Annotated in this window: 19 protein-coding genes and 1 pseudogene; 14 read left to right on the plus strand and 6 right to left on the minus strand. The window is 61.3% G+C overall.

Going from position 1 to position 23,511, the window contains the following annotated elements; all coding sequences use genetic code 11:
* Positions 1 to 2 precede the first annotated feature (2 nt).
* From atpA to V9K84_RS21975, 9 genes and pseudogenes are all read left to right on the plus strand, one after another.
* Positions 3 to 1,547 carry a F0F1 ATP synthase subunit alpha gene (gene atpA / locus V9K84_RS21935; RefSeq protein WP_043860665.1) on the plus strand — a complete coding sequence of 515 codons (1,545 nt, stop codon included), beginning with the start codon at positions 3 to 5 and terminating at the stop codon, positions 1,545 to 1,547.
* A 50-nt stretch (positions 1,548 to 1,597) separates the two neighbouring features.
* Positions 1,598 to 2,458, plus strand: a complete 861-nt coding sequence (atpG, locus tag V9K84_RS21940; RefSeq protein WP_054916061.1) for a F0F1 ATP synthase subunit gamma — start codon at positions 1,598 to 1,600, stop codon at positions 2,456 to 2,458.
* Positions 2,459 to 2,485: 27 nt separating this feature from the next.
* On the plus strand, positions 2,486 to 3,862 hold the full coding sequence (gene atpD, locus V9K84_RS21945) for a F0F1 ATP synthase subunit beta (protein WP_043860663.1): 1,377 nt from the start codon (positions 2,486 to 2,488) through the stop codon (positions 3,860 to 3,862).
* A 44-nt stretch (positions 3,863 to 3,906) separates the two neighbouring features.
* The gene (locus V9K84_RS21950) at positions 3,907 to 4,326 is read left to right on the plus strand and encodes a F0F1 ATP synthase subunit epsilon (RefSeq protein WP_043860662.1); all 420 of its coding nucleotides are present in this window, start codon (positions 3,907 to 3,909) and stop codon (positions 4,324 to 4,326) included.
* A 127-nt stretch (positions 4,327 to 4,453) separates the two neighbouring features.
* Positions 4,454 to 5,821, plus strand: a complete 1,368-nt coding sequence (gene glmU, locus V9K84_RS21955; protein WP_054916062.1) for a bifunctional UDP-N-acetylglucosamine diphosphorylase/glucosamine-1-phosphate N-acetyltransferase GlmU — start codon at positions 4,454 to 4,456, stop codon at positions 5,819 to 5,821.
* Between the two features lie 192 nt (positions 5,822 to 6,013).
* Positions 6,014 to 6,781 carry a DeoR family transcriptional regulator gene (locus V9K84_RS21960; RefSeq protein WP_043860660.1) on the plus strand — a complete coding sequence of 256 codons (768 nt, stop codon included), beginning with the start codon at positions 6,014 to 6,016 and terminating at the stop codon, positions 6,779 to 6,781.
* An 11-nt stretch (positions 6,782 to 6,792) separates the two neighbouring features.
* Positions 6,793 to 8,628 carry a glutamine--fructose-6-phosphate transaminase (isomerizing) gene (gene glmS, locus V9K84_RS21965; RefSeq protein WP_088514193.1) on the plus strand — a complete coding sequence of 612 codons (1,836 nt, stop codon included), beginning with the start codon at positions 6,793 to 6,795 and terminating at the stop codon, positions 8,626 to 8,628.
* A 283-nt stretch (positions 8,629 to 8,911) separates the two neighbouring features.
* Positions 8,912 to 9,466 (plus strand): annotated as a pseudogene (locus V9K84_RS21970) (TnsA endonuclease N-terminal domain-containing protein); the annotation flags it as partial.
* 65 nt (positions 9,467 to 9,531) lie between these two features.
* Positions 9,532 to 10,682 (plus strand): IS3 family transposase gene (locus V9K84_RS21975; RefSeq protein ID WP_095160079.1). Its coding sequence is split into 2 segments (ribosomal slippage): positions 9,532 to 9,775 and positions 9,775 to 10,682, totalling 1,152 coding nucleotides; the frame shifts between segments, so codons are not numbered across the junction.
* On the opposite strand, the gene V9K84_RS21980 is transcribed toward V9K84_RS21975, so the two are convergent.
* A complete protein-coding gene (locus tag V9K84_RS21980) occupies positions 10,679 to 11,359 on the minus strand; it encodes a nucleotide-binding protein (RefSeq protein WP_338792529.1) in 681 nt (226 codons plus the stop codon). The genes V9K84_RS21975 and V9K84_RS21980 overlap by 4 nt on opposite strands.
* A 428-nt stretch (positions 11,360 to 11,787) precedes the next feature.
* Positions 11,788 to 14,001, minus strand: a complete 2,214-nt coding sequence (locus tag V9K84_RS21985; protein WP_256582761.1) for an LTA synthase family protein — start codon at positions 13,999 to 14,001, stop codon at positions 11,788 to 11,790.
* Between the two features lie 176 nt (positions 14,002 to 14,177).
* Between V9K84_RS21985 and hcnA the strand changes: the two genes are divergently transcribed.
* The 3 genes from hcnA to hcnC are packed head-to-tail and all read left to right on the plus strand — an operon-like array spanning position 14,178 to position 17,133.
* Entirely contained in the window at positions 14,178 to 14,492 is a 315-nt protein-coding gene (gene hcnA, locus V9K84_RS21990) for a cyanide-forming glycine dehydrogenase subunit HcnA (RefSeq protein ID WP_043861504.1), read from the plus strand.
* Entirely contained in the window at positions 14,489 to 15,892 is a 1,404-nt protein-coding gene (gene hcnB / locus V9K84_RS21995; RefSeq protein WP_043861505.1) for a cyanide-forming glycine dehydrogenase subunit HcnB, read from the plus strand. Before hcnA ends, hcnB begins: the two co-directional genes overlap by 4 nt.
* The gene (gene hcnC / locus V9K84_RS22000; RefSeq protein WP_043861506.1) at positions 15,889 to 17,133 is read left to right on the plus strand and encodes a cyanide-forming glycine dehydrogenase subunit HcnC; all 1,245 of its coding nucleotides are present in this window, start codon (positions 15,889 to 15,891) and stop codon (positions 17,131 to 17,133) included. Before hcnB ends, hcnC begins: the two co-directional genes overlap by 4 nt.
* A 77-nt stretch (positions 17,134 to 17,210) precedes the next feature.
* Here hcnC and lpdA read toward each other — a convergent pair whose 3' ends face one another.
* On the minus strand, positions 17,211 to 18,611 hold the full coding sequence (gene lpdA / locus V9K84_RS22005; RefSeq protein WP_088513957.1) for a dihydrolipoyl dehydrogenase: 1,401 nt from the start codon (positions 18,609 to 18,611) through the stop codon (positions 17,211 to 17,213).
* A gap of 188 nt (positions 18,612 to 18,799) precedes the next feature.
* On the opposite strand from lpdA, the gene cfaB reads away from it, so the two are divergent.
* A complete protein-coding gene (cfaB, locus tag V9K84_RS22010) occupies positions 18,800 to 19,984 on the plus strand; it encodes a C17 cyclopropane fatty acid synthase CfaB (protein WP_054916443.1) in 1,185 nt (394 codons plus the stop codon).
* A gap of 9 nt (positions 19,985 to 19,993) precedes the next feature.
* Here the strand turns inward: cfaB and cls are convergent, their stop codons facing one another.
* Positions 19,994 to 21,433 carry a cardiolipin synthase gene (cls, locus tag V9K84_RS22015; protein ID WP_043861509.1) on the minus strand — a complete coding sequence of 480 codons (1,440 nt, stop codon included), beginning with the start codon at positions 21,431 to 21,433 and terminating at the stop codon, positions 19,994 to 19,996.
* A 128-nt stretch (positions 21,434 to 21,561) separates the two neighbouring features.
* On the opposite strand from cls, the gene V9K84_RS22020 reads away from it, so the two are divergent.
* The gene (locus V9K84_RS22020) at positions 21,562 to 22,089 is read left to right on the plus strand and encodes a DUF3617 domain-containing protein (RefSeq protein ID WP_043861510.1); all 528 of its coding nucleotides are present in this window, start codon (positions 21,562 to 21,564) and stop codon (positions 22,087 to 22,089) included.
* On the opposite strand, the gene folE2 is transcribed toward V9K84_RS22020, so the two are convergent.
* Positions 22,090 to 22,989 carry a GTP cyclohydrolase FolE2 gene (gene folE2 / locus V9K84_RS22025; protein WP_088513958.1) on the minus strand — a complete coding sequence of 300 codons (900 nt, stop codon included), beginning with the start codon at positions 22,987 to 22,989 and terminating at the stop codon, positions 22,090 to 22,092.
* Positions 22,990 to 23,064: 75 nt separating this feature from the next.
* Positions 23,065 to 23,442, minus strand: a complete 378-nt coding sequence (locus V9K84_RS22030) for a glutamine synthetase (RefSeq protein ID WP_088513959.1) — start codon at positions 23,440 to 23,442, stop codon at positions 23,065 to 23,067.
* Positions 23,443 to 23,511: the final 69 nt, after the last annotated feature.

Below are 23,511 nucleotides of genomic sequence, written 5' to 3' on the forward strand. Positions count from 1 at the left end.
CAATGCAGCAACTCAATCCTTCCGAAATTAGTGAAATCATCAAGGGCCGCATCGAGAAACTCGATGTAGCCTCCCAAGCCCGCAACGAAGGTACTGTCGTCAGCGTTTCTGACGGTATCGTGCGGATTCACGGTCTGGCCGACGCTATGTACGGCGAAATGATCGAGTTTCCGGGCGGCGTGTTCGGTATGGCCCTCAACCTGGAGCAAGACTCCGTTGGTGCGGTAGTACTGGGCGCGTACGACACCCTCGCTGAAGGCATGAGCGCCAAGTGCACCGGCCGCATCCTCGAAGTTCCGGTTGGTAAGGAACTGCTGGGTCGCGTCGTCGACGCACTGGGTAACCCAATCGATGGCAAAGGTCCGCTGAACAACACCGAGACCGACGCTGTTGAAAAGGTTGCACCGGGCGTTATCTGGCGTAAATCGGTAGACCAGCCTGTACAGACTGGCTACAAATCGGTTGACGCCATGATCCCTGTCGGCCGTGGCCAGCGTGAGCTGATCATCGGTGACCGTCAGATCGGCAAGACCGCCATGGCCATCGACGCCATCATCAACCAGAAAGACTCCGGTATTTTCTGTGTGTATGTTGCTGTCGGCCAGAAGCGTTCGACCGTTGCCAACATCGTTCGCAAGCTGGAAGAAAACGGCGCCCTGGCCAACACCATCGTGGTGGTTGCCAGTGCTTCGGAATCCGCCGCACTGCAATTCCTGGCGCCATACGCCGGTTGCACCATGGGCGAGTTCTTCCGTGACCGGGGCGAAGACGCACTGATCGTCTACGATGACCTGTCCAAGCAGGCTGTTGCCTACCGTCAGATCTCCCTGCTGCTGCGCCGTCCACCAGGACGCGAAGCATACCCAGGTGACGTGTTCTATCTCCACTCCCGTCTGCTGGAGCGTGCATCGCGCGTTTCCGAAGAGTACGTAGAGAAGTTCACCAACGGTGCCGTAACTGGCAAGACCGGCTCGCTGACCGCACTGCCGATCATCGAAACCCAGGCTGGCGACGTTTCCGCGTTCGTTCCGACCAACGTGATCTCGATCACCGACGGTCAGATCTTCCTGGAATCGGCCATGTTCAACTCGGGCATCCGCCCTGCAGTGAACGCCGGTGTTTCGGTATCCCGTGTAGGTGGTGCCGCTCAGACCAAGATCATCAAGAAGCTCTCCGGTGGTATCCGTACCGCTCTGGCTCAGTACCGTGAACTGGCGGCATTCGCCCAGTTCGCTTCTGACCTGGACGAAGCCACCCGCAAGCAACTCGAGCACGGTCAACGTGTTACCGAGCTGATGAAGCAGAAGCAATACGCTCCAATGTCCATCGCGGACATGGCGCTGTCGCTGTATGCCGCTGAGCGTGGGTTCCTGACCGACGTCGAAATCACCAAGATCGGCAGCTTCGAACAAGCGCTGATCGCTTTCTTCAACCGTGATCACGCCGAACTGATGGCGAAGATCAACGTGAAGGGTGACTTCAACGACGAAATCGACGCTGGCATCAAAGCCGGTATCGAGAAGTTCAAGGCCACCCAAACCTGGTAAGCCGCAGCGGGGGCTTTGCAGCCCCCGCTTGCTAACCTGATAGGTGTTACATGGCAGGCGCAAAAGAGATTCGCAGTAAGATTGCGAGCATCAAAAGCACGCAAAAAATTACCAGCGCCATGGAAAAAGTGGCGGTCAGCAAGATGCGCAAGGCTCAAATGCGCATGGCTGCTAGCCGTCCCTATGCGGAGCGTATCCGCCAGGTGATTGGTCATCTGGCCAACGCCAACCCGGAATACCGCCACCCCTTCATGATCGAACGCCCTGTCAAGCGCGCCGGTTATGTGGTTGTGAGCAGTGACCGTGGTCTGTGCGGTGGCTTGAACACCAACCTGTTCAAGGCCCTGGTCAAGGACATGGCAGCCAACCGCGAGCAAGGGGTCGAAATCGACCTGTGCGTGGTGGGCAGCAAAGGTGCGGCGTTTTTCCGCAGCTACGGCGGTAACGTCGTTGCAGCGATCAGCCACCTGGGCGAAGAGCCGTCGATCAATGATCTGATCGGCAGCGTCAAGGTCATGCTGGACGCTTACCTGGATGGTCGTATCGATCGTCTGTCCGTGGTATCGAACAAGTTCATCAATACCATGACGCAAGCCCCAACGGTCGAGCAGTTGATTCCGTTGGTTGCAACCCCGGATCAAGAACTCAAGCACCACTGGGACTACCTCTACGAACCTGACGCCAAGGAGCTGCTGGACGGCCTGATGGTGCGTTACGTGGAGTCGCAGGTCTACCAGGCGGTGGTCGAGAACAACGCGGCCGAACAAGCTGCGCGGATGATCGCAATGAAGAACGCCACCGACAACGCCGGCGACCTGATCAGCGAATTGCAGCTGATCTACAACAAGGCGCGTCAGGCTGCGATCACCCAAGAGATCTCGGAAATCGTCGGCGGCGCTGCCGCGGTTTAACGGTTCAAATATTCAGAGGATCCAGCTATGAGTAGCGGACGTATCGTTCAAATCATCGGCGCCGTCATCGACGTGGAATTCCCACGTGACAGCGTGCCGAGCGTGTACAACGCACTGAAAGTACAAGGCGCGGAAACCACCCTGGAAGTTCAGCAGCAGCTGGGCGACGGCGTGGTCCGTACCATTGCGATGGGCTCGACCGAAGGCTTGAAGCGCGGTCTGGACGTCGTCGACAGCGGCGCAGCCATCTCCGTACCGGTCGGTAAAGCGACCCTGGGCCGGATCATGGACGTGCTGGGCAACCCGATCGACGAAGCTGGTCCGATCGGTGAAGAAGAGCGCTGGGGCATTCACCGCGAAGCGCCTTCGTTCGCTGACCAGGCAGGCGGCAACGACCTGCTGGAAACCGGCATCAAGGTTATCGACCTGGTCTGCCCGTTTGCCAAAGGCGGTAAAGTTGGTCTGTTCGGTGGTGCCGGTGTAGGCAAGACCGTAAACATGATGGAGCTGATCCGTAACATCGCCATCGAGCACAGCGGTTATTCCGTGTTCGCCGGTGTGGGTGAGCGTACTCGTGAGGGTAACGACTTCTACCACGAGATGAAGGACTCCAACGTTCTCGACAAGGTAGCGCTGGTCTACGGTCAGATGAACGAGCCACCAGGAAACCGTCTGCGCGTAGCGCTGACCGGCCTGACCATGGCCGAGAAGTTCCGTGACGAAGGTAACGACGTTCTGCTGTTCGTCGACAACATCTATCGTTACACCCTGGCCGGTACCGAAGTATCCGCACTGCTGGGCCGTATGCCTTCGGCGGTAGGTTACCAGCCGACCCTGGCTGAAGAGATGGGCGTTCTGCAAGAACGTATCACTTCGACCAAGGAAGGTTCGATCACCTCGATCCAGGCCGTATACGTACCTGCGGACGACCTGACCGACCCGTCGCCAGCCACCACCTTCGCCCACTTGGACGCCACCGTCGTACTGTCCCGTGACATCGCCTCCCTGGGTATCTACCCAGCGGTCGATCCACTGGACTCGACTTCGCGCCAGCTGGACCCGAACGTGATCGGCAACGAGCACTACGAAACCGCTCGCGGCGTTCAGTACGTGCTGCAGCGCTACAAAGAGCTGAAGGACATCATTGCTATCCTGGGCATGGACGAACTGTCCGAGACCGACAAGCAACTGGTTTCCCGTGCTCGTAAGATCCAGCGCTTCCTGTCCCAGCCGTTCTTCGTGGCTGAAGTCTTCACCGGTTCTCCAGGCAAATACGTTTCCCTGAAAGACACCATTGCTGGCTTCAAAGGCATCCTCAACGGTGACTACGACCACCTGCCAGAACAAGCGTTCTACATGGTCGGCGGCATCGAAGAAGCAGTCGAGAAAGCCAAGAAACTGTAATCCCGGCGCCCCGCGAGGGGCGCTAATCAGGTTGAGGCAAGCAGATGGCTATGACAGTCCATTGCGATATCGTCAGCGCGGAAGGAGAGATCTTCTCCGGCCTGGTCGAGATGGTGATTGCGCACGGCAACCTGGGTGATCTTGGTATCGCTCCAGGCCACGCCCCGCTGATCACTAATCTGAAGCCTGGTCCGATCACGCTGACCAAGCAGGGTGGCGCCCAAGAGGTGTTCTACATCTCTGGTGGTTTCCTCGAGGTCCAGCCGAACATGGTCAAGGTGCTTGCCGATACCGTGCAACGTGCTGCCGACCTGGACGAAGCTCAGGCCCAGGAAGCCCTCAAGGCTGCCGAGAACGCCCTGAACGCCAAAGGCGCGGAGTTCGACTACGGCGCCGCTGCCGCACGTCTGGCCGAAGCCGCAGCTCAGCTGCGCACCGTCCAGCAGTTGCGCAAGGGAAGGTAATTCGGCCTACAGGCCGATTGCTTTCGCCGCGATTGAGTTAAAGGGTAGCCTCGGCTACCCTTTTTCTTTTTCTGCATATCTCATTTCGGTCATTCATCGACCTCTCCCCGGATTTGGTAGCCAGTCAATGTCTCTCGATATCGTTATTCTCGCGGCAGGCCAGGGCACACGCATGCGCTCGGCCGTGCCCAAGGTACTGCACCCGGTCGCCGGCAACTCGATGCTTGGCCATGTTATCCACAGCGCCCGCCAGCTCGAGCCCCAGGGTATTCACGTGGTGATCGGACATGGTGCCGAGCTGGTTCGCGAGCGACTGGCTGCCGATGACCTGAATTTCGTGTTGCAGGACAAACAGCTGGGCACAGGCCACGCCGTGGCCCAGGCCTTGCCGGCGCTCAGTGCCGACACCGTGCTGATCCTCTACGGCGATGTACCGCTGATCGAGGTGGACACCCTGCAGCGTTTGCTGGCCAGGGTAAACCCGCAGCAACTGGGCCTGCTCACTGTGACCCTGGCCGACCCGACCGGCTACGGCCGTATCGTGCGCGACGACCAGGGCCAGGTGGCTGCCATTGTCGAGCACAAGGATGCCAGCGACGCACAGAAGGCGATCAATGAAGGCAACACCGGCATCCTTGCCGTACCGGGGGCTCGGTTGGCCGAGTGGCTGGGCCGCCTGTCGAACCACAACGCACAGGGTGAGTACTACCTGACCGACGTGATCGCCATGGCAGTGGCCGACGGCCTGGTGGTGGCCACCGAGCAGCCGCTGGACCCGATGGAAGTGCAGGGCGCCAACGACCGTCGTCAGTTGGCCGAACTGGAGCGTCATTATCAATTGCGCGAAGGTCGTCGCCTGATGGCCCAGGGCGTGACCCTGCGTGACCCGGCGCGTTTCGACGTACGCGGCGAAGTCATCGTGGGGCGTGACGTGCTCATCGACGTCAACGTTATCCTCGAAGGCCGCGTGGTGATCGAGGATGACGTGGTCATCGGCCCGAACTGCGTGATCAAGAACAGCACCCTGCGCAAGGGTGCGGTGGTCAAGGCCAACAGCCACCTCGAAGGTGCCGTGCTGGGCGAGGGCAGCGATGCCGGTCCGTTCGCGCGGCTGCGCCCGGGCAGCGTGCTGGATGCCCGAGCGCATGTGGGTAACTTTGTCGAACTGAAGAATGCCCACCTGGGTGAAGGTGCCAAAGCAGGCCACCTGACCTACCTGGGTGATGCCGAGGTGGGGGCGCGCACCAATATCGGCGCCGGCACCATCACCTGCAACTACGACGGTGCCAACAAATTCCGTACCGTACTGGGCGAGGATGTCTTCATCGGTTCCAACAACTCGCTGGTGGCGCCTGTGGATATCCTTGATGGGGCCACCACCGCTGCAGGGTCCACCATCACCCAGACGGTCGAGGCTGGCCAGTTGGGCGTGGCCCGCGGTCGTCAGCGCAATATCGATGGCTGGAAACGGCCAGAGAAGATCAAGAAGAGCTGAGTTGTCCACAGCTCTGAGAAAGCCGACCGCATTGTGCATAAGTCGGCTTTTTTTTTGCCTGGCATTCGAGTGTGGATAACCTGACCCCAGCAACGCCTTATCCACAAAAATAATTTCATTGCCTGCTTGACCAAATGAAAGCTTTAGGTTTTGATTGGCGTCATTATCTTTCGAATCGAAACTTAACTTCCCATGTCGAAACGAAACACACCTCAACGCCGCCACAACATCCTGGCCTTGCTGCATGAGCAGGGCGAGGTGAGTGTGGATGCACTGGCCAAGCGTTTCGAAACCTCCGAAGTCACCATTCGCAAGGACCTCGCCGCGTTGGAGGCCAACGGCTTGCTGCTGCGCCGCTACGGTGGCGCGGTGACCCTGCCTCAGGAACTGTTCGCCGACCAGGGCCAGCGCGTCTCTCTCTACAAACAGGCCATCGCCCGTGCCGCCGTGGCGCGGATTCGCGAGCATGCGCGCATCATCATCGACAGCGGCAGCACCACGGCTTCGATGATCCCCGAACTGGGTCAGCAACCGGGGCTGGTGGTGATGACCAACTCGCTGAACGTGGCCCGTGCCCTGAGCGAACTGGAACACGAACCGGTACTGCTGATGACCGGCGGCACCTGGGACCCGCATTCCGAATCGTTCCAGGGCCAGGTTGCCGAGCAGGTACTACGCTCCTACGATTTCGACCAGCTGTTCATTGGTGCCGATGGCATCGACCTGGTGCGCGGCACCACCACCTTCAACGAATTGCTTGGCTTGAGCCGGGTGATGGCCGAGGTGGCCCGCGAAGTGATCGTGATGGTCGAGTCGGACAAGGTCGGGCGCAAGATTCCCAACCTGGAGCTGCCCTGGGCCAGCGTGAATACCCTGATTACCGACGAACGCCTGCCCCAGGAGGCACGCGATCAAATTCAAGCCCGCGGCATCAACCTCATCTGTGCCGCTATCAGCTAGGAGCAACATCTATGTGTGGAATCGTGGGCGCCGTCGCCGAACGCAACATCACCACCATCCTGATCGAAGGCCTCAAGCGCCTGGAATACCGCGGCTATGACAGTGCCGGCCTGGCTGTCTTCACCCAGCAGGGCCACCTTGAACGCCGTCGTCGCATCGGCAAGGTCAGCGAGCTGGAAGCGGCCGTTGCCGGCGAGCCGCTGGTCGGCAACCTGGGTATCGCCCACACCCGCTGGGCGACCCATGGCGCGCCAACCGAAGGCAATGCACACCCGCATTTCTCCGGCCACGACCTGGCGGTGGTGCACAACGGCATCATCGAGAACCACGATGTGCTGCGTGAACAGCTCAAGGGCCTGGGCTACGTATTCACCTCGCAGACCGACACCGAAGTGATCGTGCACCTGCTGCACCACACCCTCAAAAGCCTGCCGGACCTGGCCGACGCCCTCAAGGCGACCGTCAAGCAACTGCATGGCGCCTATGGCCTGGCGGTGATCAGCGCCAGCCAGCCAGACCGCCTGCTGGCCGCCCGCAGCGGCAGCCCGCTGGTGATCGGCCTGGGCCACGGCGAGAACTTCCTGGCCTCCGACCAGTTGGCCCTGCGCCAGGTCACCGACCGCTTCATGTACCTGGAGGAGGGCGACATCGCCGAGATTCGCCGCGACCAGATCACCATCTGGGCCGTCGATGGCCAGCCGGTGCAGCGCGAGGCGGTGCAGTACCACGAAGGTGCGGAGGCGGCCGACAAGGGCCATTACCGCCACTTCATGCTCAAGGAAATCCACGAGCAGCCCACCGTGGTGCAGCGCACCCTGGAAGACCGCCTGGGTTCGGATCACGTGTTGGTGCAGGCTTTCGGCCCCAAGGCGGCCGAGCTGTTCCCCAAGGTGCGCAATGTACAGATCGTGGCCTGCGGCACCAGCTACCATGCGGGCATGGTTGCGCGTTACTGGCTCGAAGAGCTGGCCGGTATTCCGTGCCAGGTCGAAGTGGCCAGTGAATTCCGCTACCGCAAGGTGGTGGTGCAGCCCGACACCCTGTTCGTGTCGATTTCCCAGTCGGGCGAAACTGCAGACACCCTGGCGGCGCTGCGCAATGCCAAGGAGCTGGGCTTCCTTGCCAGCCTGGCCATCTGCAACGTCGGCATCAGCTCGCTGGTGCGTGAATCGGACCTGACCCTGCTGACCCGTGCCGGCCCTGAAATCGGCGTGGCCTCGACCAAGGCGTTCACCACCCAGCTGGTGTCGCTGATGTTGCTGACCCTGTCGCTGGGGCGCGTGCGTGGCACCTTGCCGGCTGGCGTCGAAGCCGAACTGGTCGAACAACTGCGTCGTCTGCCGGTACGCCTGGGCGAAGCGCTGGCGATGGACGCCACCATCGAGAAGACGTCCGAGCTGTTCGCCGACAAGCATCACACCCTGTTCCTGGGCCGTGGCGCGCAGTTCCCGGTGGCGATGGAAGGGGCGCTCAAGCTCAAGGAAATCTCCTACATCCACGCCGAAGCCTACCCGGCTGGCGAGCTCAAGCACGGCCCGCTGGCGCTGGTGGATGCCGACATGCCGGTCGTTACCGTGGCACCGAACAACGAGCTGCTGGAGAAGCTCAAGTCCAACCTGCAGGAAGTGCGCGCCCGTGGCGGCGAGCTGATCGTGTTCGCCGACGAGAAGGCAGGCATGAGCAATGGCGAGGGCACCCATGTGATTGCCATGCCGCACATCATCGATGCGCTGGCACCGATCCTGTACACCATCCCGCTGCAATTGCTGTCGTACTACGTGGCCGTGCTCAAGGGCACCGACGTCGACCAGCCCCGCAACCTGGCCAAGTCGGTGACGGTGGAGTAAGGGGCCGGTCAGGCCCAGGCACTCTTGGCTTTGAATAATAAAGATTGACACAAAATAATAAAGTTTGACACAAGCTATTAAAGTTTGACACAACGCGCAAACCCCCGTATTTACGGGGGTTTCCCGTTTCTGGACCACGCCATTGGTCCGGATTAGCTGCTTCGCTTTTCAGCCGGAGTAGTCTAGGTACGACCCTCTGAGCAGCTCCTCGTGGGCGGTGTTTTCCTAGAACTATTTTTTTGAATGTGAGGTACAGCGCTTCGTTTGGTCTGAGGAGGCAGTGTTGCGCGGTCGTAGGTTTGCTTCGAAGCAGGATATTGAACGGCACATTGCCAACGGATTTGGTGCCGGAGCCGGAGCCAGTTACGTGCCCTGGTTGCGTGTACAGGACGTCCCGTCGCGGGGGCGGTCTCACAAAATCCAAGGCGTGAAAATCGATCGTATACATCACTTTTTGTCCGATCTCGAACGCGCCTTTTTCCTGGTTTGCGAATTCTCTGAAGACGTCGTGGACATCCGTGAGCAGTATCCGCTGCTCCAGGTGGAAAGCACCCAAGCAATTGCCCGGGCAATTGGTGTCCGATATCCGAGATACAAAGGAACCACCCTCCCGCTAGTCATGACGACAGACTTCCTTTTGACCGTGAAGCAGCCGAATGGGGATTTCAGGTCCGTCGCAAGGACAATCAAGTATCAGCAAGATCTCGTCGGGGAGGACTCTGTCCGGACATTGGAGAAATTGGAGATTGAGAGACGATTCTGGATGAGCCAGGACGTGGACTGGAGCATTGTCACCGAGGAGTTGTTCACACCTAATCTGATTAAGAATCTCGGGCTGTTTGAATCGCCCCTAGTTTCGTAGACACCTCCAAGCCTCATAATGAGGCCCAAATAGGAGGAGCCATGAGTCGTCAGCGTTACCCCGAAGAATTCAAGATCGAAGCGGTCAAGCAAGTGACCGAGAAAGGCAAACCTGTCGCCGATGTCGCCCAGCGCCTGGGTATGTCCGTGCACAGCCTTTACGCCTGGATCAAGGTCTACAGCAAGCCCCAAGAGCAGCGTCAGCAAGACGACGATCAGCAGGCCGAACTGCGCAAGCTACGCGCTGAACTCAAGCGCGTGACGGAAGAGCGAGACATCTTAAAAAAGGCCGCCGCGTACTTTGCCAAGGAGTGCGGCTGAAGTACGCCTTCATCAAGAAGCACTCGACTGATTACCCGGTGCGGCGCCTTTGCCATACCCTCAAGGTGCACCCCAGCGGTTATTACGCCTGGCTGGCCGAGCCTCAATCTTCCCGAGCAAAAGAAGATCAACGTCTGCTTGGCTTGATCAAACACGCTTGGCTGGAAAGCGGAGGTGTATACGGCTACCGCAAAATTCACGATGACCTGCGTGAGCTGGGAGAGGAATGCGGTCGAAATCGAGTCGGGCGCTTGATGCAGGCGGAGGGGCTGCGTTCTCAAACGGGCTATCGGCGGCGTCCAGGGTTCTATGGTGGAAAACCAACAGTGGCCTCGCCCAACCACCTCGCGCGGCAGTTCAAGGTCAGTGAGCCGAACAAGGTCTGGGTGACAGATATCACTTACATCCGCACCTATGAAGGGTGGCTCTACCTCGCGGTAGTGCTGGATCTGTTCTCACGCCAAGTAATTGGTTGGTCAATGAAGCCAAGGATGAGCAGCGACCTAGCTATCGACGCGATGTTGATGGCTGTTTGGCGACGCAAGCCTCAGCAGCAAGTGATGATTCACTCAGATCAAGGCAGTCAGTTCAGTAGCTCGGATTGGCAAAGTTTCTTGAAGGCCAACAATGTAATCAGCAGCATGAGCCGGCGGGGAAACTGCCACGACAATGCCGTAGCCGAGAGCTTTTTCCAGCTTTTGAAGCGGGAGCGAGTCCGACGAAAGATCTACACAACCCGTGAAGAAGCCCGAAGTGATATTTTCGATTACATCGAGATGTTCTATAACCCTAAACGCCGACACAGCAGTGCTATGCAGCTGTCTCCAGTAGAGTATGAGAAACGCTATTTCCTGAGCTTGGAGAGTGTCTAGGAAACCAGGGGCGATTCACGTGGCTCCAATTGTCCGCCCTTTACGCAGCCTTCGTCGTCAGGCGTGAGCAGCACCACTGCAAATCCTACGTCTCGGTGTCCTTCAATCTTCTCGATTACGGTGCGACCACGATTTGCCTGTTCATGGAGAATGACTGGCTCAAGACCAAGTTTCTCAAGAAATCGAGCCACCGACTCTCTAGCTCCCTCGTCATGGCCGTGAACCACAAATACTCGATCTGAATGGACAGTTTTATTTTCAGGGGCCGAGACGGTCTCGACATATTCCGATGCTGGGAGATCTGCCAAGTCCTCCTTCAAGCTTTTCTGTGCTTGCTCAAGCAAAGCAATAGAGTTCAACACCCGTCGTTGGATTGGCGAGTGGTAATCGATCCGCTGTCCGCTAGTGATCATCATCGGATAATACGTGAGGTCAGTGGCGGCAGTGTAGGTGCGATAGGCGCTGGTGTCCTCCCCGAAGCATCTGGCCAGACTATCCTTTATGGCAACTTCCAAAGCCTTCAGCTCGGGCGTATTACCAGCCCGGACAGTATTGAGGTCAAAAGCGCGAAGCTCTGCAATTCGTTCAGATAGCCGAGCAAGGCCACGATCGATCTCTTGAGATGTCAGTCTCAGCTTCGGCTGCGGAGGTGTAACAGAGGTGGTTTTTCGTGCCATGGTCTACGCATTCCTTGGTAGCGGTAGGCGATTATTGCTGATTTTGAAGTGTCTGTTCAGCCTCTGGTCCCACGGACGCCTTTTCTTCAAGCGAGACTGACTTAATTATTTTTGCGAGGCGCAAACCCACGTTGGTGGCGTCGCGAGACTGACTTTAAAACTCAAAGTGGCAACCTACAGACGCCAAGCTACGCTAGCCGACGAGACTGACTTAATTGTTTAAGATCAACTCCACACCGCCAAAGGATCCGGCAAGGTTCGCCTTCCCGGATCCTGCTTGCCCCGCACACCCGTGCGGCCGCTCTCAGGCCATCACAGCGTCGGCCAGCGCCACGCTTCCACCGGAAAAAGCGGGCAGCCGCTTCTGCTGGTTGAACAGCCGCGTTGTGCGCTGAAGGCCGGTGAACCGTCCACCGACAATCAGGGAATCAACTGGGTTTGCCGTTCAACCGCGCCAGCGTTTCATCCAGCTCATCAATCTGCCCCGGCGCTTCGGTCACCACACTGAAGTCGCTCACTTCGACCGCCCCCAACCCATGCCCCAGCAGGTGGAACGAGAACGCCTTGCGCGACTCGTTGTTGTCGAACGTGAACTCCATTTCCAGGGGCTGATCCGGCGTGACCAGCATCTCCTCGGTAGGTAGCCCCACCAGCACCTCCTGCTCGAACTCCTTGGTCTTGAGCACGATATAGGCGTTCTGCTGCGGGTCGGCCGAGCGTACCGTCAGGCGCACCCGGGTGTGCGAGCCCTTGGGCATCTCCAGGTACTGCGCGCCGATCAGGTTGTCGGCCCAGTCATCCTTGATCTGCGGCTGCAGCGGGATCACCGTCGCACTGCCGAACTGGTAGTGCTGGTTCAGCGCTGAGCCCATCACTGACTGATCCAGTGTGCTGGCGCGCGCCTGCACCTGGCGTGCCCGCTGGCCACGGAAGCGATCTGTCAGGTTGGCGCGTTCGGCAATGAAGCCGGTACTGGCATACGACCGGCAGCGCTGCTGGAAATCGCATTCGGTGAAGGTGGCATTGCCATCGTGATAGCGCAGCTTGCCGTTGGTGAACGACATGATTTCACGCCCGTTGTCATAGTCGCGCAGCAGCGAACGCCCACTGAGGGCGTTGGGCACCGGGAAGCCGAAGTAGTCGAGCACCGATGCGGTCAGGTCGACGTGACCGTACACGCCGGATTTCACCTGTGGCAGTTGTGCCTGCTCGGGCGCCAGCATCAGGTTGAAGCCCCACGAAGACGCCAGGCGTACACCGTCGATGCCATGGGATTCGTCCGAGGTGATCACCACCAGGGTGTCCTTGAGTACCCCCTGACGTTCCAGCCCGGCAAGAAAGTTATCCACAGCGTCGTCGAGGTAGGCCACTGCCGCCTGCTTGGGCGTGGCGTAGCCTTCGAGGTACTCCGCCGGCGCGGAATAGGGCTGGTGGGTGCCCACGGTCAGCAGGGTGAGCATCCAGGGTTCAGGCTGCTTCTGCAGTTGGCCGACATAGTCCAGCGCGCCTTCGAAAAACGCCTTGTCGTCCTTGCCCCACGGGAAGTCCAGGTAGTTGGGGTTCTTGAACCAGTCCAGGCCCAGGGTGGTATCGAAGCCGATGTGCGGCATGATCTTGTCCTTGGCCATGAAGCGCAGCCCGGCACCCTGCAGGTAGTGCGTGCTGAAGCCATGTTCGCGCAATTGCGCCGGCAGGCATTCCTGGTTGCGCTGGTTCTGCGTCAGCAACTCGACCCCCTTGGGGGTACCGTTGTCGAGCTTGTCGTAGTCGCCACACAGCATGGCGTAGAGGCCACGGATGGTCTGGTGGGTATGCAGCACGTAGTCGGGGGTGTTCATGCCGCGTTCGGCCCAGGCGCTCAGCTTGGGCATCAGGTGTTCCTGGTAGGCGGGGTTGAGGGTGCGTCGGTTGATGTCCAGGTAAGCCCCCGGGATGCCTTCCAGCGCGACCACCAGCACGTTGCGCGCGCTGCCGGGCGCGTCGAGCAGCGGCTTGCCGCTCAGGTCCAGGCGGGTCAGGCCGGCCATGGCCACGGGTGGGTCGACCACATCGGCCTCCAGCCAGTCTTCGATACGCGCCTGGCTTTCACCCACGCCTACCGCCAGCAATTGATGTGGCAGGTTGAACACCTGCCACTCGTCCGCTTCGGCAGGTTCCCAGGCCTGGGTACCGGCATGCACCAGCAGGCAGGTCACGGGCACCGCCCACAGGTGCCGCGGCAATGGCGCGACGGGTCTGGCCCGGGCCGCCCAGCGGGTCGCAAGCCACAACAGCAGGCCAAGCCCCAGGGCAATGGCGAAGCCAGGGTTGGCCAGGCTGCCACCGGCGGAGTTTTCCATGAACTGAACATCGGTGAGGTAGTGCAGGTCGGCCGGGGTCGGCAATCGGCCTACTGCGGCCACCAGCTCGGCACTGGCCAGGCTCAGCACTCCCCACGCCAGCACCACGGGCACTGCCAGCCATACCGGACGACGGTACAGCAGAACGACCAGTGCTCCACCGAGGCCCACGTCGGACAGGTACCCCAGCGGATCAGCCCAGCCGTTCGCCACGCGCAGGCATACAGGAACCACCACCAGCAGCCCGAACAGGGCGGCGAGCGAAGCGCGAGGGTGCTGCAACCAGCGATAGATACGTTTCACGGGGGCGTTCGTCATCATGTCGTCATGTAAATGTGGTGATGGTACCAAGTGCAGTACATCTCCACAGCATTCCGGCAACAAGTCGAAACCCAGTTTTCTGGCCTGGATCAATGTCGAATGCGCCTTCATGGCTTACCGTGGTGGGTTCCTGCCACTCTTTTCAAGGATGAAACGCAATGCAGTCAATGGACCGCAATCATGATATTCAGCCCCTGTCGCGGGCAGACATGACCATCGAGCTCAACGGTCGGCCTGTACCGGCCGCGGCAGGCGAAAGCGTGCTCAACGTGCTGCACGCGGTGGGCCTGCGCCAGGTGGCGCGCAACGACCATGGCCAGGTCACGGGTGCCTTCTGCGGCATGGGCGTGTGCCACTGCTGCCTGGTGTCGATCAACGGTCGCCCCAAGCGCCGCGCCTGCCAGACCATCGTCAAGCCGGGCATGCAGGTCGAAACCGGGGTCAACCGCTTCGACGTGGAGGGTGTCGAATGAGCCTGCGTCCGGTAATAGTCGGCGGCGGTTCGGCAGGCATGGCGGCTGCCATCGAACTGGCCCGGCATGGCGTCTCCAGCGTGCTGTTCGACGAAGCTTCGCGTCTGGGCGGGGTGGTCTATCGCGGCCCTTTGCGCAGCGGCGTCGACCTGGGCTACCTGGGCAAGCGTTATGCCAGCGCGCTGAACACCCTGCACGAAGAGTTCGCCGATTGTGCCGAGCGCATCGACGTGCGCCTGGAAACCCGTGTGGTCGGGGGCGAAGGCGGCAACCGCCTGATGGTGCTGGACAGCGACGAGCAGCTGCACGAAGTGGAATACAGCCACCTGGTACTGTCCGCCGGCTGCCACGAGCGCAACGTGCCGTTCCCCGGCTGGACCCTGCCCGGCGTGATGCTGCTGGGCGGTCTGCAGTTGCAGATCAAGAGCGGCGTGGTCAAGCCGCTGGGCACCACCGTCATCGCCGGCACCGGCCCGCTGCTGCCCCTGGTGGCATGCCAACTGCACGCGGCCGGGGTCAAGGTGGAAGGGGTGTACGAGGCATGTGCCTTCGGCAAGATCGCCAAGGAAAGCCTGGCGCTGCTGAACAAGCCGCAGCTGTTTCTCGACGGCCTGAGCATGCTCGGTTATCTGAAGCTCAACGGTATCCCCATGAACTACGGCTGGGGCGTGGTAGGTGCCAACGGCGAGGGCGAACTCACCGAAGTGCGCCTGGCCCCCTACAGTGACAACTGGCAGCCGGACATCAGCCGTGTGCAGCGCGTCTCGGCGCAGACCCTGGCCGTGGGCTACGGCTTCATTCCGCGCACCCAGCTCAGTCAGCAGATGGGCCTGGCCCACGGCTTCAACGAAGACGGCTACCTGCGCGCCGAAAGCAACGTGTGGCAACAGAGCAGCGAGCCGCACATTCACCTGGCCGGTGACATGGGCGGGATTCGCGGTGGCGAAGCCGCGATGCTCACCGGGCGCATCGCCGCCGTGTCGATCCTGCACCAGGCTCAGGTCATCACCCCCGAACAGGCGCTGGACCTGCGCGAGCGCTACCTGGGCAAGCTGGCCGCGATCAAGCGCTTTCGTGCCGGGGTAGACCGCTACACACTGCGCGGCACTGAGCAGATCACGCTGCCCGCACCCGACACCGTCATCTGCCGCTGCGAGCACGTCACCCGCAGCGACATCGACCGCGCCCTGGAGCAGGGTGTACAGGACATGGCCGGGCTGAAGATGCGCACCCGCGTGAGCATGGGCGATTGCCAGGGCCGCATGTGCGTGGGCTACTGCAACGATCGCCTGCGCCAGGCCACCGGGCGTGCCGATGTGGGCTGGCTGCGCCCGCGGTTCCCCATCGACCCGATCCCTTTCTCCGCATTCAAGAACCTCGGCACGGAAGCTGAAGCATGAACAGAACCTATGATGTGGTCATCGCCGGCGGCGGTGTGATCGGCGCTTCCTGCGCCTACCAGTTGTCCAAGCGTGGCAACCTCAGGATCGCGCTGATCGACGCCAAGCGCCCCGGCAACGCTACCCGCGCCTCGGCGGGCGGGTTGTGGGCGATCGGCGAATCGGTCGGCCTGGGCTGCGGGGTGATCTTCTTTCGCATGATGTCGCAAAAGCACAAGCGCGAAGCCAACGGCGCCGCCGTGGCGGTCGATTCCAGCACCCCGCACATCCTGCCGCAGTCGTTCTTCGACTTCGCGCTGCAATCCAATGCCTTGTACCCAGGCCTGCACCAGGAACTGATGGAGCGCCACGGCATGGACTTCAAGTTCGAGCGCACCGGCCTCAAGTACGTGATCTACGACGACGAGGACCGCCTGTACGCCGAGCATATCGTCGCGCAGATCCCGCACCTGGCCCACGAGGTTCGCTGGCTCGACCGCGATGCCCTGCGCAAGGCCGAGCCAGCCGTCAGCCACCATGCCCACGGCGCGCTGGAGTTCCTGTGCGATCACCAGGTCAGCCCGTTCCGTCTGGCCGATGCCTACACCGAAGGTGCGCGGCAGAACGGCGTCGACCTGTTCCTCAACACCAACGTCACCGGCGTGCTGCACCAGGGCGACCGGGTGGTGGGGGTCAAGACCGACGTGGAAGGCGAGTTTCACTGCCAGACCCTGATCAACGCCGGCGGCGCCTGGGCGGCAGAACTGAGCGAGATGGCCACCGGCCTGAGCATTCCGGTCAAGCCGGTCAAGGGCCAGATCCTGCTCACCGAGCGCATGCCCAAGCTGCTGCAGGGCTGCCTGACCACCGCCGATTGCTACATGGCGCAGAAGGACAACGGCGAGATCCTGATCGGCAGCACCACCGAAGACAAGGGCTTCGACGTCACCACCACCTATCCGGAAATCAATGGTCTGGTACAGGGCGCGGTGCGCTGCATTCCGGAGCTGGCGCAGATCAACCTCAAGCGCAGCTGGGCAGGACTGCGTCCCGGTTCCCCGGACGAGCTGCCGATTCTCGGCCCGGTGCAGAGCGTGAGTGGCTACCTCAATGCCTGTGGGCACTTTCGTACCGGCATCCTGACCTCGGCGATCACTGGCGTGCTGATCGACAAGGTGCTGCATGAGGAGGCACTGCCGCTGGACCTGACGCCGTTCCTCGCGGACCGCTTCGGTACTCAGCCCAAAGCCGCCCAGGCCTGACCCGGTGCGTGCCTGAACCTGCGGTGATGGTCGCCGTCGGTTCAGGCGCACGGATCAAGCGTGCAGGCTGACCGGGGTCAGATCTGCATGGCCATGCCTTCGACGTTCATCGCCGCCTGGCGCAAGACCTCGGAGCGAGTCGGGTGCGGGTGGCAGGTGAGGGCGATGTCTTCGGCCGAGGCCGAGAACTCCATGGCCACGCAGTACTCACCGATCATCTCGCTGACGCACGGGCCAACCAGGTGCACGCCGAGTACCTCGTCGGTTTCGGCATCGGCCAGCACCTTGGCGAAGCCTTCGGTCTCGTGGTTGATCTTGGCCCGGCTGTTGGCCATGAACGGGAACTTGCCGACCTTGTAGGCGCGGCCTTCGGCCTTGAGCTGCTCTTCGGTCTTGCCCACGCTGGCCAGTTCGGGGCGGGTGTAGATCACCCCCGGGATCAGCCCGTAGTTCACTTCGTGGGCCTTGCCGTGGATGCGCTCGATGCAGGCGATGGCTTCGTCTTCGGCCTTGTGGGCGAGCATCGGGCCGCTGGTGACGTCGCCGATCACCCACACGCCCGGCACGCTGGTGCGATGGCCCTGGTTCTCGAGCATGCCGCGCTTGTCGGTCTGCAGGCCTACCGTTTCCAGGCCCAGGCCCTGGGTGTAGGGGCGACGGCCGATGGCGACCAGCACGTAGTCGGCCTGCAGGGTTTCGGCGGTGCCGCCGGCGGCCGGTTCGAGGGTCAGGCTGACACCGTCGGCCGACGGCGTGGCCTGGGTCACCTTGCTGCCCAGCTTGAAGCTCATGCCTTGCTTGGCCAATGCGCGCTGCAGGGTCTTGGCGGTTTCTTCGTCGGTGCCGGGGCAGATGCGGTCGAGGTATTCCACCACGGTGACCTGGCTACCGAGGCGGCGCCACACCGAGCCCAGCTCCAGCCCGATCACGCCCGCGCCGATCACCACCAGGTGTTTGGGCACCTGGGGCAGGGCGAGGGCGCCGGTGGAGTCGATGATGCGCTGGTTGTCGATGGTCACGCCGGGCAGCGGAGTCGGCTCGGACCCGGTGGCGATGACGATGTCCTTGGCCTGCAGTTCGGTCACGGCGCCCTGGTCATCGGTGACCTTGACCTTGCCCACGCCATCGAGCTGGCCCCAGCCCTTGATCCAGTCGACCTTGTTCTTGCGAAACAGAAACTCGATGCCCTTGGTCAGGCCCGCGACGCTCTCGTCCTTCTGTTTCATCATCTGCGCCAGGTTCAGGCTTGGCTTGACCTCGATACCGAGGTTGGCGAACTCGCTGCCGGCAGCCGCTTCGTAGAGTTCGGAGGCATGCAGCAGGGCCTTGGACGGCATGCAGCCAACGTTCAGGCAGGTGCCACCGAGGGTCGGGCGACCTTCGACACAGGCCACGCTCAGGCCCAGCTGGCCTGCGCGAATGGCAGCGTTGTAGCCGCCAGGGCCGCCGCCGATGATCACGACATCATAGGTTTTCATTGTTGTACTCCCGGATGAAGAATCGACAATGCAGCCAAGGTTAGGGGCCGATCTGGAGGTTGTATACAATTTATGCCACTACCTTTTTGCATCGGCCGGTCTACGACGATAGTCCGGCATGCCTCCCTGTTCTTGAGGATGGGCTACCCTTTTGTGCAGACGTCCGAAGATTACGGGAGGCTCATTTCATGCTTGCGCAACTTCCACCTGTTCTGCAAAGCCTGCGGTTGCCCTTGCGACTCAAGCTTTGGGATGGTCACGAATTCGATCTGGGCCCCCAGCCGCAGGTCACCATCGTGGTCAAGGATCCCCAGCTGATCGGCCAGTTGACCCACCCCAGCCTGGATGAGCTGGGCGCGGCGTTCGTCGAGGGCAAGCTGGAACTGGAGGGCACCATCGGCGAAGTCATCCGCGTGTGCGACGAGCTCAGTCAGGCGTTGCTCACGGACGAGGAAGAAGACCAGCCGGTGCGCAGCGAGCATGACAAGGCCACCGACGCGGCGGCCATTTCCTACCACTACGACCTGTCCAACGATTTCTACCAGCTGTGGCTGGACCGCGACATGGCGTATTCCTGCGCCTACTTCAAGACCCCCGGCGACACCCTTGAGCAGGCCCAGCAGAACAAGTTCGAGCACCTGTGCCGCAAGCTGCGGCTCAAGCAGGGCGACTACCTGCTGGACGTGGGCTGTGGCTGGGGCGGGTTGTCACGTTATGCCGCACGCGAGTTCGGCGCCAAGGTGTTCGGCATCACCCTGAGCAAGGAGCAGCTCAAATTGGGGCGTGAACGGGTCAAGGCAGAAGGGCTTGAAGATCAGGTGGAACTGCAGATTCTCGACTACCGCGACCTGCCCCAGGACGGTCGCTTCGACAAGGTGGTGAGTGTCGGCATGTTCGAACACGTGGGGCATGCCAACCTGGCGTTGTACTGCCAGCGCTTGTTCGGCGCGGTGCGCGAAGGCGGCCTGGTGATGAACCACGGCATCACCGCCAAGCATGTGGACGGGCGCCCGGTGGGGCGCGGCGCGGGCAATTTCATCGAGCGCTATGTATTCCCCCATGGCGAGCTGCCGCACCTGTCGATGATCAGTGCGCGTATCAGCGAAGCGGGGCTGGAAGTGGTCGACGTCGAGAGCCTGCGCCTGCATTACGCACGGACGTTGGCGCAGTGGAGCGATCGCCTGGAAAGCCAGCTGGACAAGGCCGCGAGCCTGGTGCCGGAAAAGGCCCTGCGCATCTGGCGGCTGTACCTGGCCGGTTGCTCCTATGCCTTTGCCAAGGGCTGGATCAACCTGCACCAGATTCTGGCAGTCAAGCCGTTCGCCGATGGTGGCCACGACCTGCCGCTGACCCGCGAGGACCTGTACCGCTGACAGTCGCGCTCAGAGGATCGGCGAGATCAGTCGGGCGATGCGCATCCCCAGTTGTTGCAGGCGGCGCGTCTGCTGGCTGTCCTCGGGGGTGATTTCCCGCGCTTGGTCGAAGTCGTGCTGGAGCATGGCTTCGACCTGCGCGGCAAAGGCAAGGTCTACGGTCAGCAGCATGATTTCGAAGTTCAGGCGGAACGAGCGGTTGTCCAGGTTGGCACTGCCGATGGCGCTGACTTCGTTGTCGACCAGCACCACCTTCTGGTGCAGAAACCCCGGCCCGTAGCGGAACATGCGCACCCCGGCCTGCACCGCCTCGAAGGCGAACAGGCTGGAGGCGGCGTACACGATACGGTGGTCAGGGCGCGAGGGAATCAGGATACGCACGTCGACGCCCCGCAACACCGCCAGGCGCAGCGCGGCCGACACGGCCTCGTCGGGAATGAAGTACGGGCTGGTGATCCAGAGCCGCTCGCGCGCCGCGTGGATGGCGTCGACAAAAAACAGCGAACAGGTCTCCTGCGGATCGGCCGGCCCGCTGGCCAGTACCTGGCAAAGTACGCCGTTGTCGGGGTAGGTGTCGGGCAGGATCAGTGGCGGCAACTGGCGCGCCGCCCAGTACCAGTCTTCGGCAAAGGATTCCTGCAGGCAGGCCAGCACCGGGCCGCTGACCTGCACATGGGTGTCGCGCCAGGGCGATAGCCTGGGGTTGCCGCCCAGGTATTCGTCGCCCACGTTATGGCCCCCCATGAACCCCAGCATGCCGTCGACCACCACGATCTTGCGATGGTTGCGGAAGTTGACCTGGAAGCGGTTGAACCAACCGCGGCGGGTGGCGAAGGCGCGGATGTTCACGCCGCCTTCGCGCAAGCTCTGTATATAGGCGGAGGGCAGGGCGTGACTGCCAACGCTGTCGAACAGCACGTAGATCTTCACCCCTTCAGCGGCCTTTCTCAGCAGCAGCGCCTTGAGCTCACGGCCGATGCCGTCGTCGTGGATGATGAAGAACTGGATCAGTACCGTGTCGTGGGCCGCTTCTATCGCCTTGAAGATCGCGTCGAAGGTGGCCTGCCCGTCGATCAGCAGGCTGACCTGGTTGTTGGCCAGGCACGGCATGCGCCCAAGCTTGGGCATGGCCCGCAGCGCCGCATAGGATTCGGAGTTGCGCGCGGTCAGCGCCTCTTCCACCCAGGGGCGCCAGTTGAGGTCGGCCATGGCCACGTGCATTTCGCGGTTGGCCTGGCGGCGGGCCTGGATGTAGGCGTCGAAGGTGCGACTGCCGAACACCAGGTACGGAATCAGCGTGAAGTAGGGGATAAACAGCAGCGACATGGCCCAGGCAATTGCACCTTGGGCGGTGCGCACGGTGAACACGGCATGCAGGGCGGCAATCACGCCCAGCAGGTGAATCACACCGATGAGGTAACCGAAGAAGTAAGGGCTGTGGTAATCCATACACATTCTGCTATCCGAGGGCACTGCCCGCTAACAGAGCACGTTCGCGCCTGCACTTGCAACTGAAAGCACGAAAACGCGTCTAAGCTGTGTTCCGGCTTGGGGCCGGATTCTGAAGGAGTCACTACATGAAAAGTCGTCTGCCGATGCTGGCACTGGTACTGGGCCTGGCGAGCCCGTTGGTGCATGCGCAGATGTTGCAACCGGGCCTGTGGGAGTTGACCAGCAGCAACATGCAGGTCGATGGCAAGCCACTGCCCGACATGGAATTCATGCTCGGCCAGTTGAAGAACCTGCCGCCCGAGCAGCGCGCGATGATCGAGGGTGGCCTGGCCAAGCAAGGCATCAGCGTCGGGGGCAAAGGGGTGCGTTCGTGCCTGACCCAGGAGCAGGTTCAGACCAACGACATTCCGCTGCAGGACCCGCAGTCGGGGTGCACGCAGAAGATCACCGAGCGCAACGGCAATGTGTGGAAGTTCACCTTCAGTTGCCCCAAGGCTCAAGGCAACGGTGAAGCGCAGTTTCTCAGCGATCGGGAATTTCTGACCAAGGTCAGCGGCACGTTCAATGCGTCCGGTGTTGAGCAAAAGGGCAGCATGAACACCCGTGCGGTGTGGCTGGGCAACGATTGCGGCACGGTCAAGCCGCGCACCTGATCAGCGCAGGTGCCACTGCCATTGGCTTTGCGCGACAGCGTCGTGGGCATGCAGGCTTTCGGCATGTTCCACACGCAGCTTGAAGCCGTCGATCCACGGCAGCGGTTGCAGGGCCAGATGCAGGCGCCTCGCGGCGTCTTCGCAGAACATCAGGTTCTGCCCGTTGGCCAGCGCAAACGCCTGTTCGTCGGCTCGTTTCACGGCTGTCTGCACAGCAGTGCCGAGAGCTGCCTCGGCCAGGTCGATCAGCTGTCGAAAGGGCATTTGCTCCTCGCCTGGGGCCAGGCGCAGGTGCAGATGGGCCGTGCTGCGTTGGCTGTGTGGTGTTGCCACGATGCCTTGGGCGGTGCCGAGCCAATGCAGGATGGCAGCATGATCGAGGTTACTGCGGTTGGCGAAATCATCGACGAACTGCTGCTGAATCAATTGGCGGGCGAGCGCGGCGGAGCATGGGCAGGTCGAGGAATACTCGACTTGTGCGTTTAGTTCCACGTGGAACACTCCGTTTTCCAAACGTGCGTCCACACTCATCGGGTAAGCCTTCCAGCCTGCCAGCGGGCTGACCAGCGCAGGCCGCTTGAGCAACAGTTCAAAGCCCAGACGCAGGTAAGCGGTGGTAGAGAGGCCCTGATGGCTGTCGATAAACCGTTCCAGGACCTGGCGCACCAACCCTACTGAAAACGCCGCGTGCTCGAATGCCTCCAACGCGAGATACAGGCGCGACATGTGAATCCCCCGCGAGGCTCCATCATCCAGGCTGACGCCGGCATCGGCGCTGGCGCGTACCTGCACGCCGTCGAGTGTGATCGGCAGTGCGATGCCGCACATGCCAACCCATTCCAGAGGCATGGATTGATGGCTGGCCTGAGCGGCGATATCGGGAAGGGTCAGGGCGTTCATGCTGAAACCATCGCTGAATTAAAAACCGATACGTTACATTATAACGATTCATTCATCATAGCTTTTTCCGAGTCCTCACTCGCAGCCTCCAAGGCGATTGCAACGCAGGCTGAAGCGTTGGCCGCTGGAGCTGGACACCCGGTTCTGCGTGGTCCAACCCACCCGGCGGCTATAGCCGACCCAGGCTTCGCCGTCGCTGGCCAGGCCCGTGTAGAAGGTCAGCGGCCCATAGAGGCTGTTGGTTTGTACCCAGCGTCGCTGCCCCAGCACCTCAACGCCGCGCACGTACTGGGTGTTGCCCTGGCTGTGCACGCTGTACACATTGCCGTCGCGATCTTGGCAGGCCAGCAGGTTGGCGCTGCGCGTGCATTGGGCAGGCTCACTGCGCGGCATCGCGGCGTGAACCGTCGCGACGGGGATCAGCAGGAGCGGAAGCAGTACGAAGGTTTTCATCCAATCTCCGATTGGCTAAATTGCATTGTTATAATATAACATTGAAAAAGGCATCCTTCGAATGCTCCG

The organism is Pseudomonas sp. AE27 (genome assembly GCF_037113495.1).
Classification (GTDB): domain Bacteria; phylum Pseudomonadota; class Gammaproteobacteria; order Pseudomonadales; family Pseudomonadaceae; genus Aquipseudomonas; species Aquipseudomonas palmensis.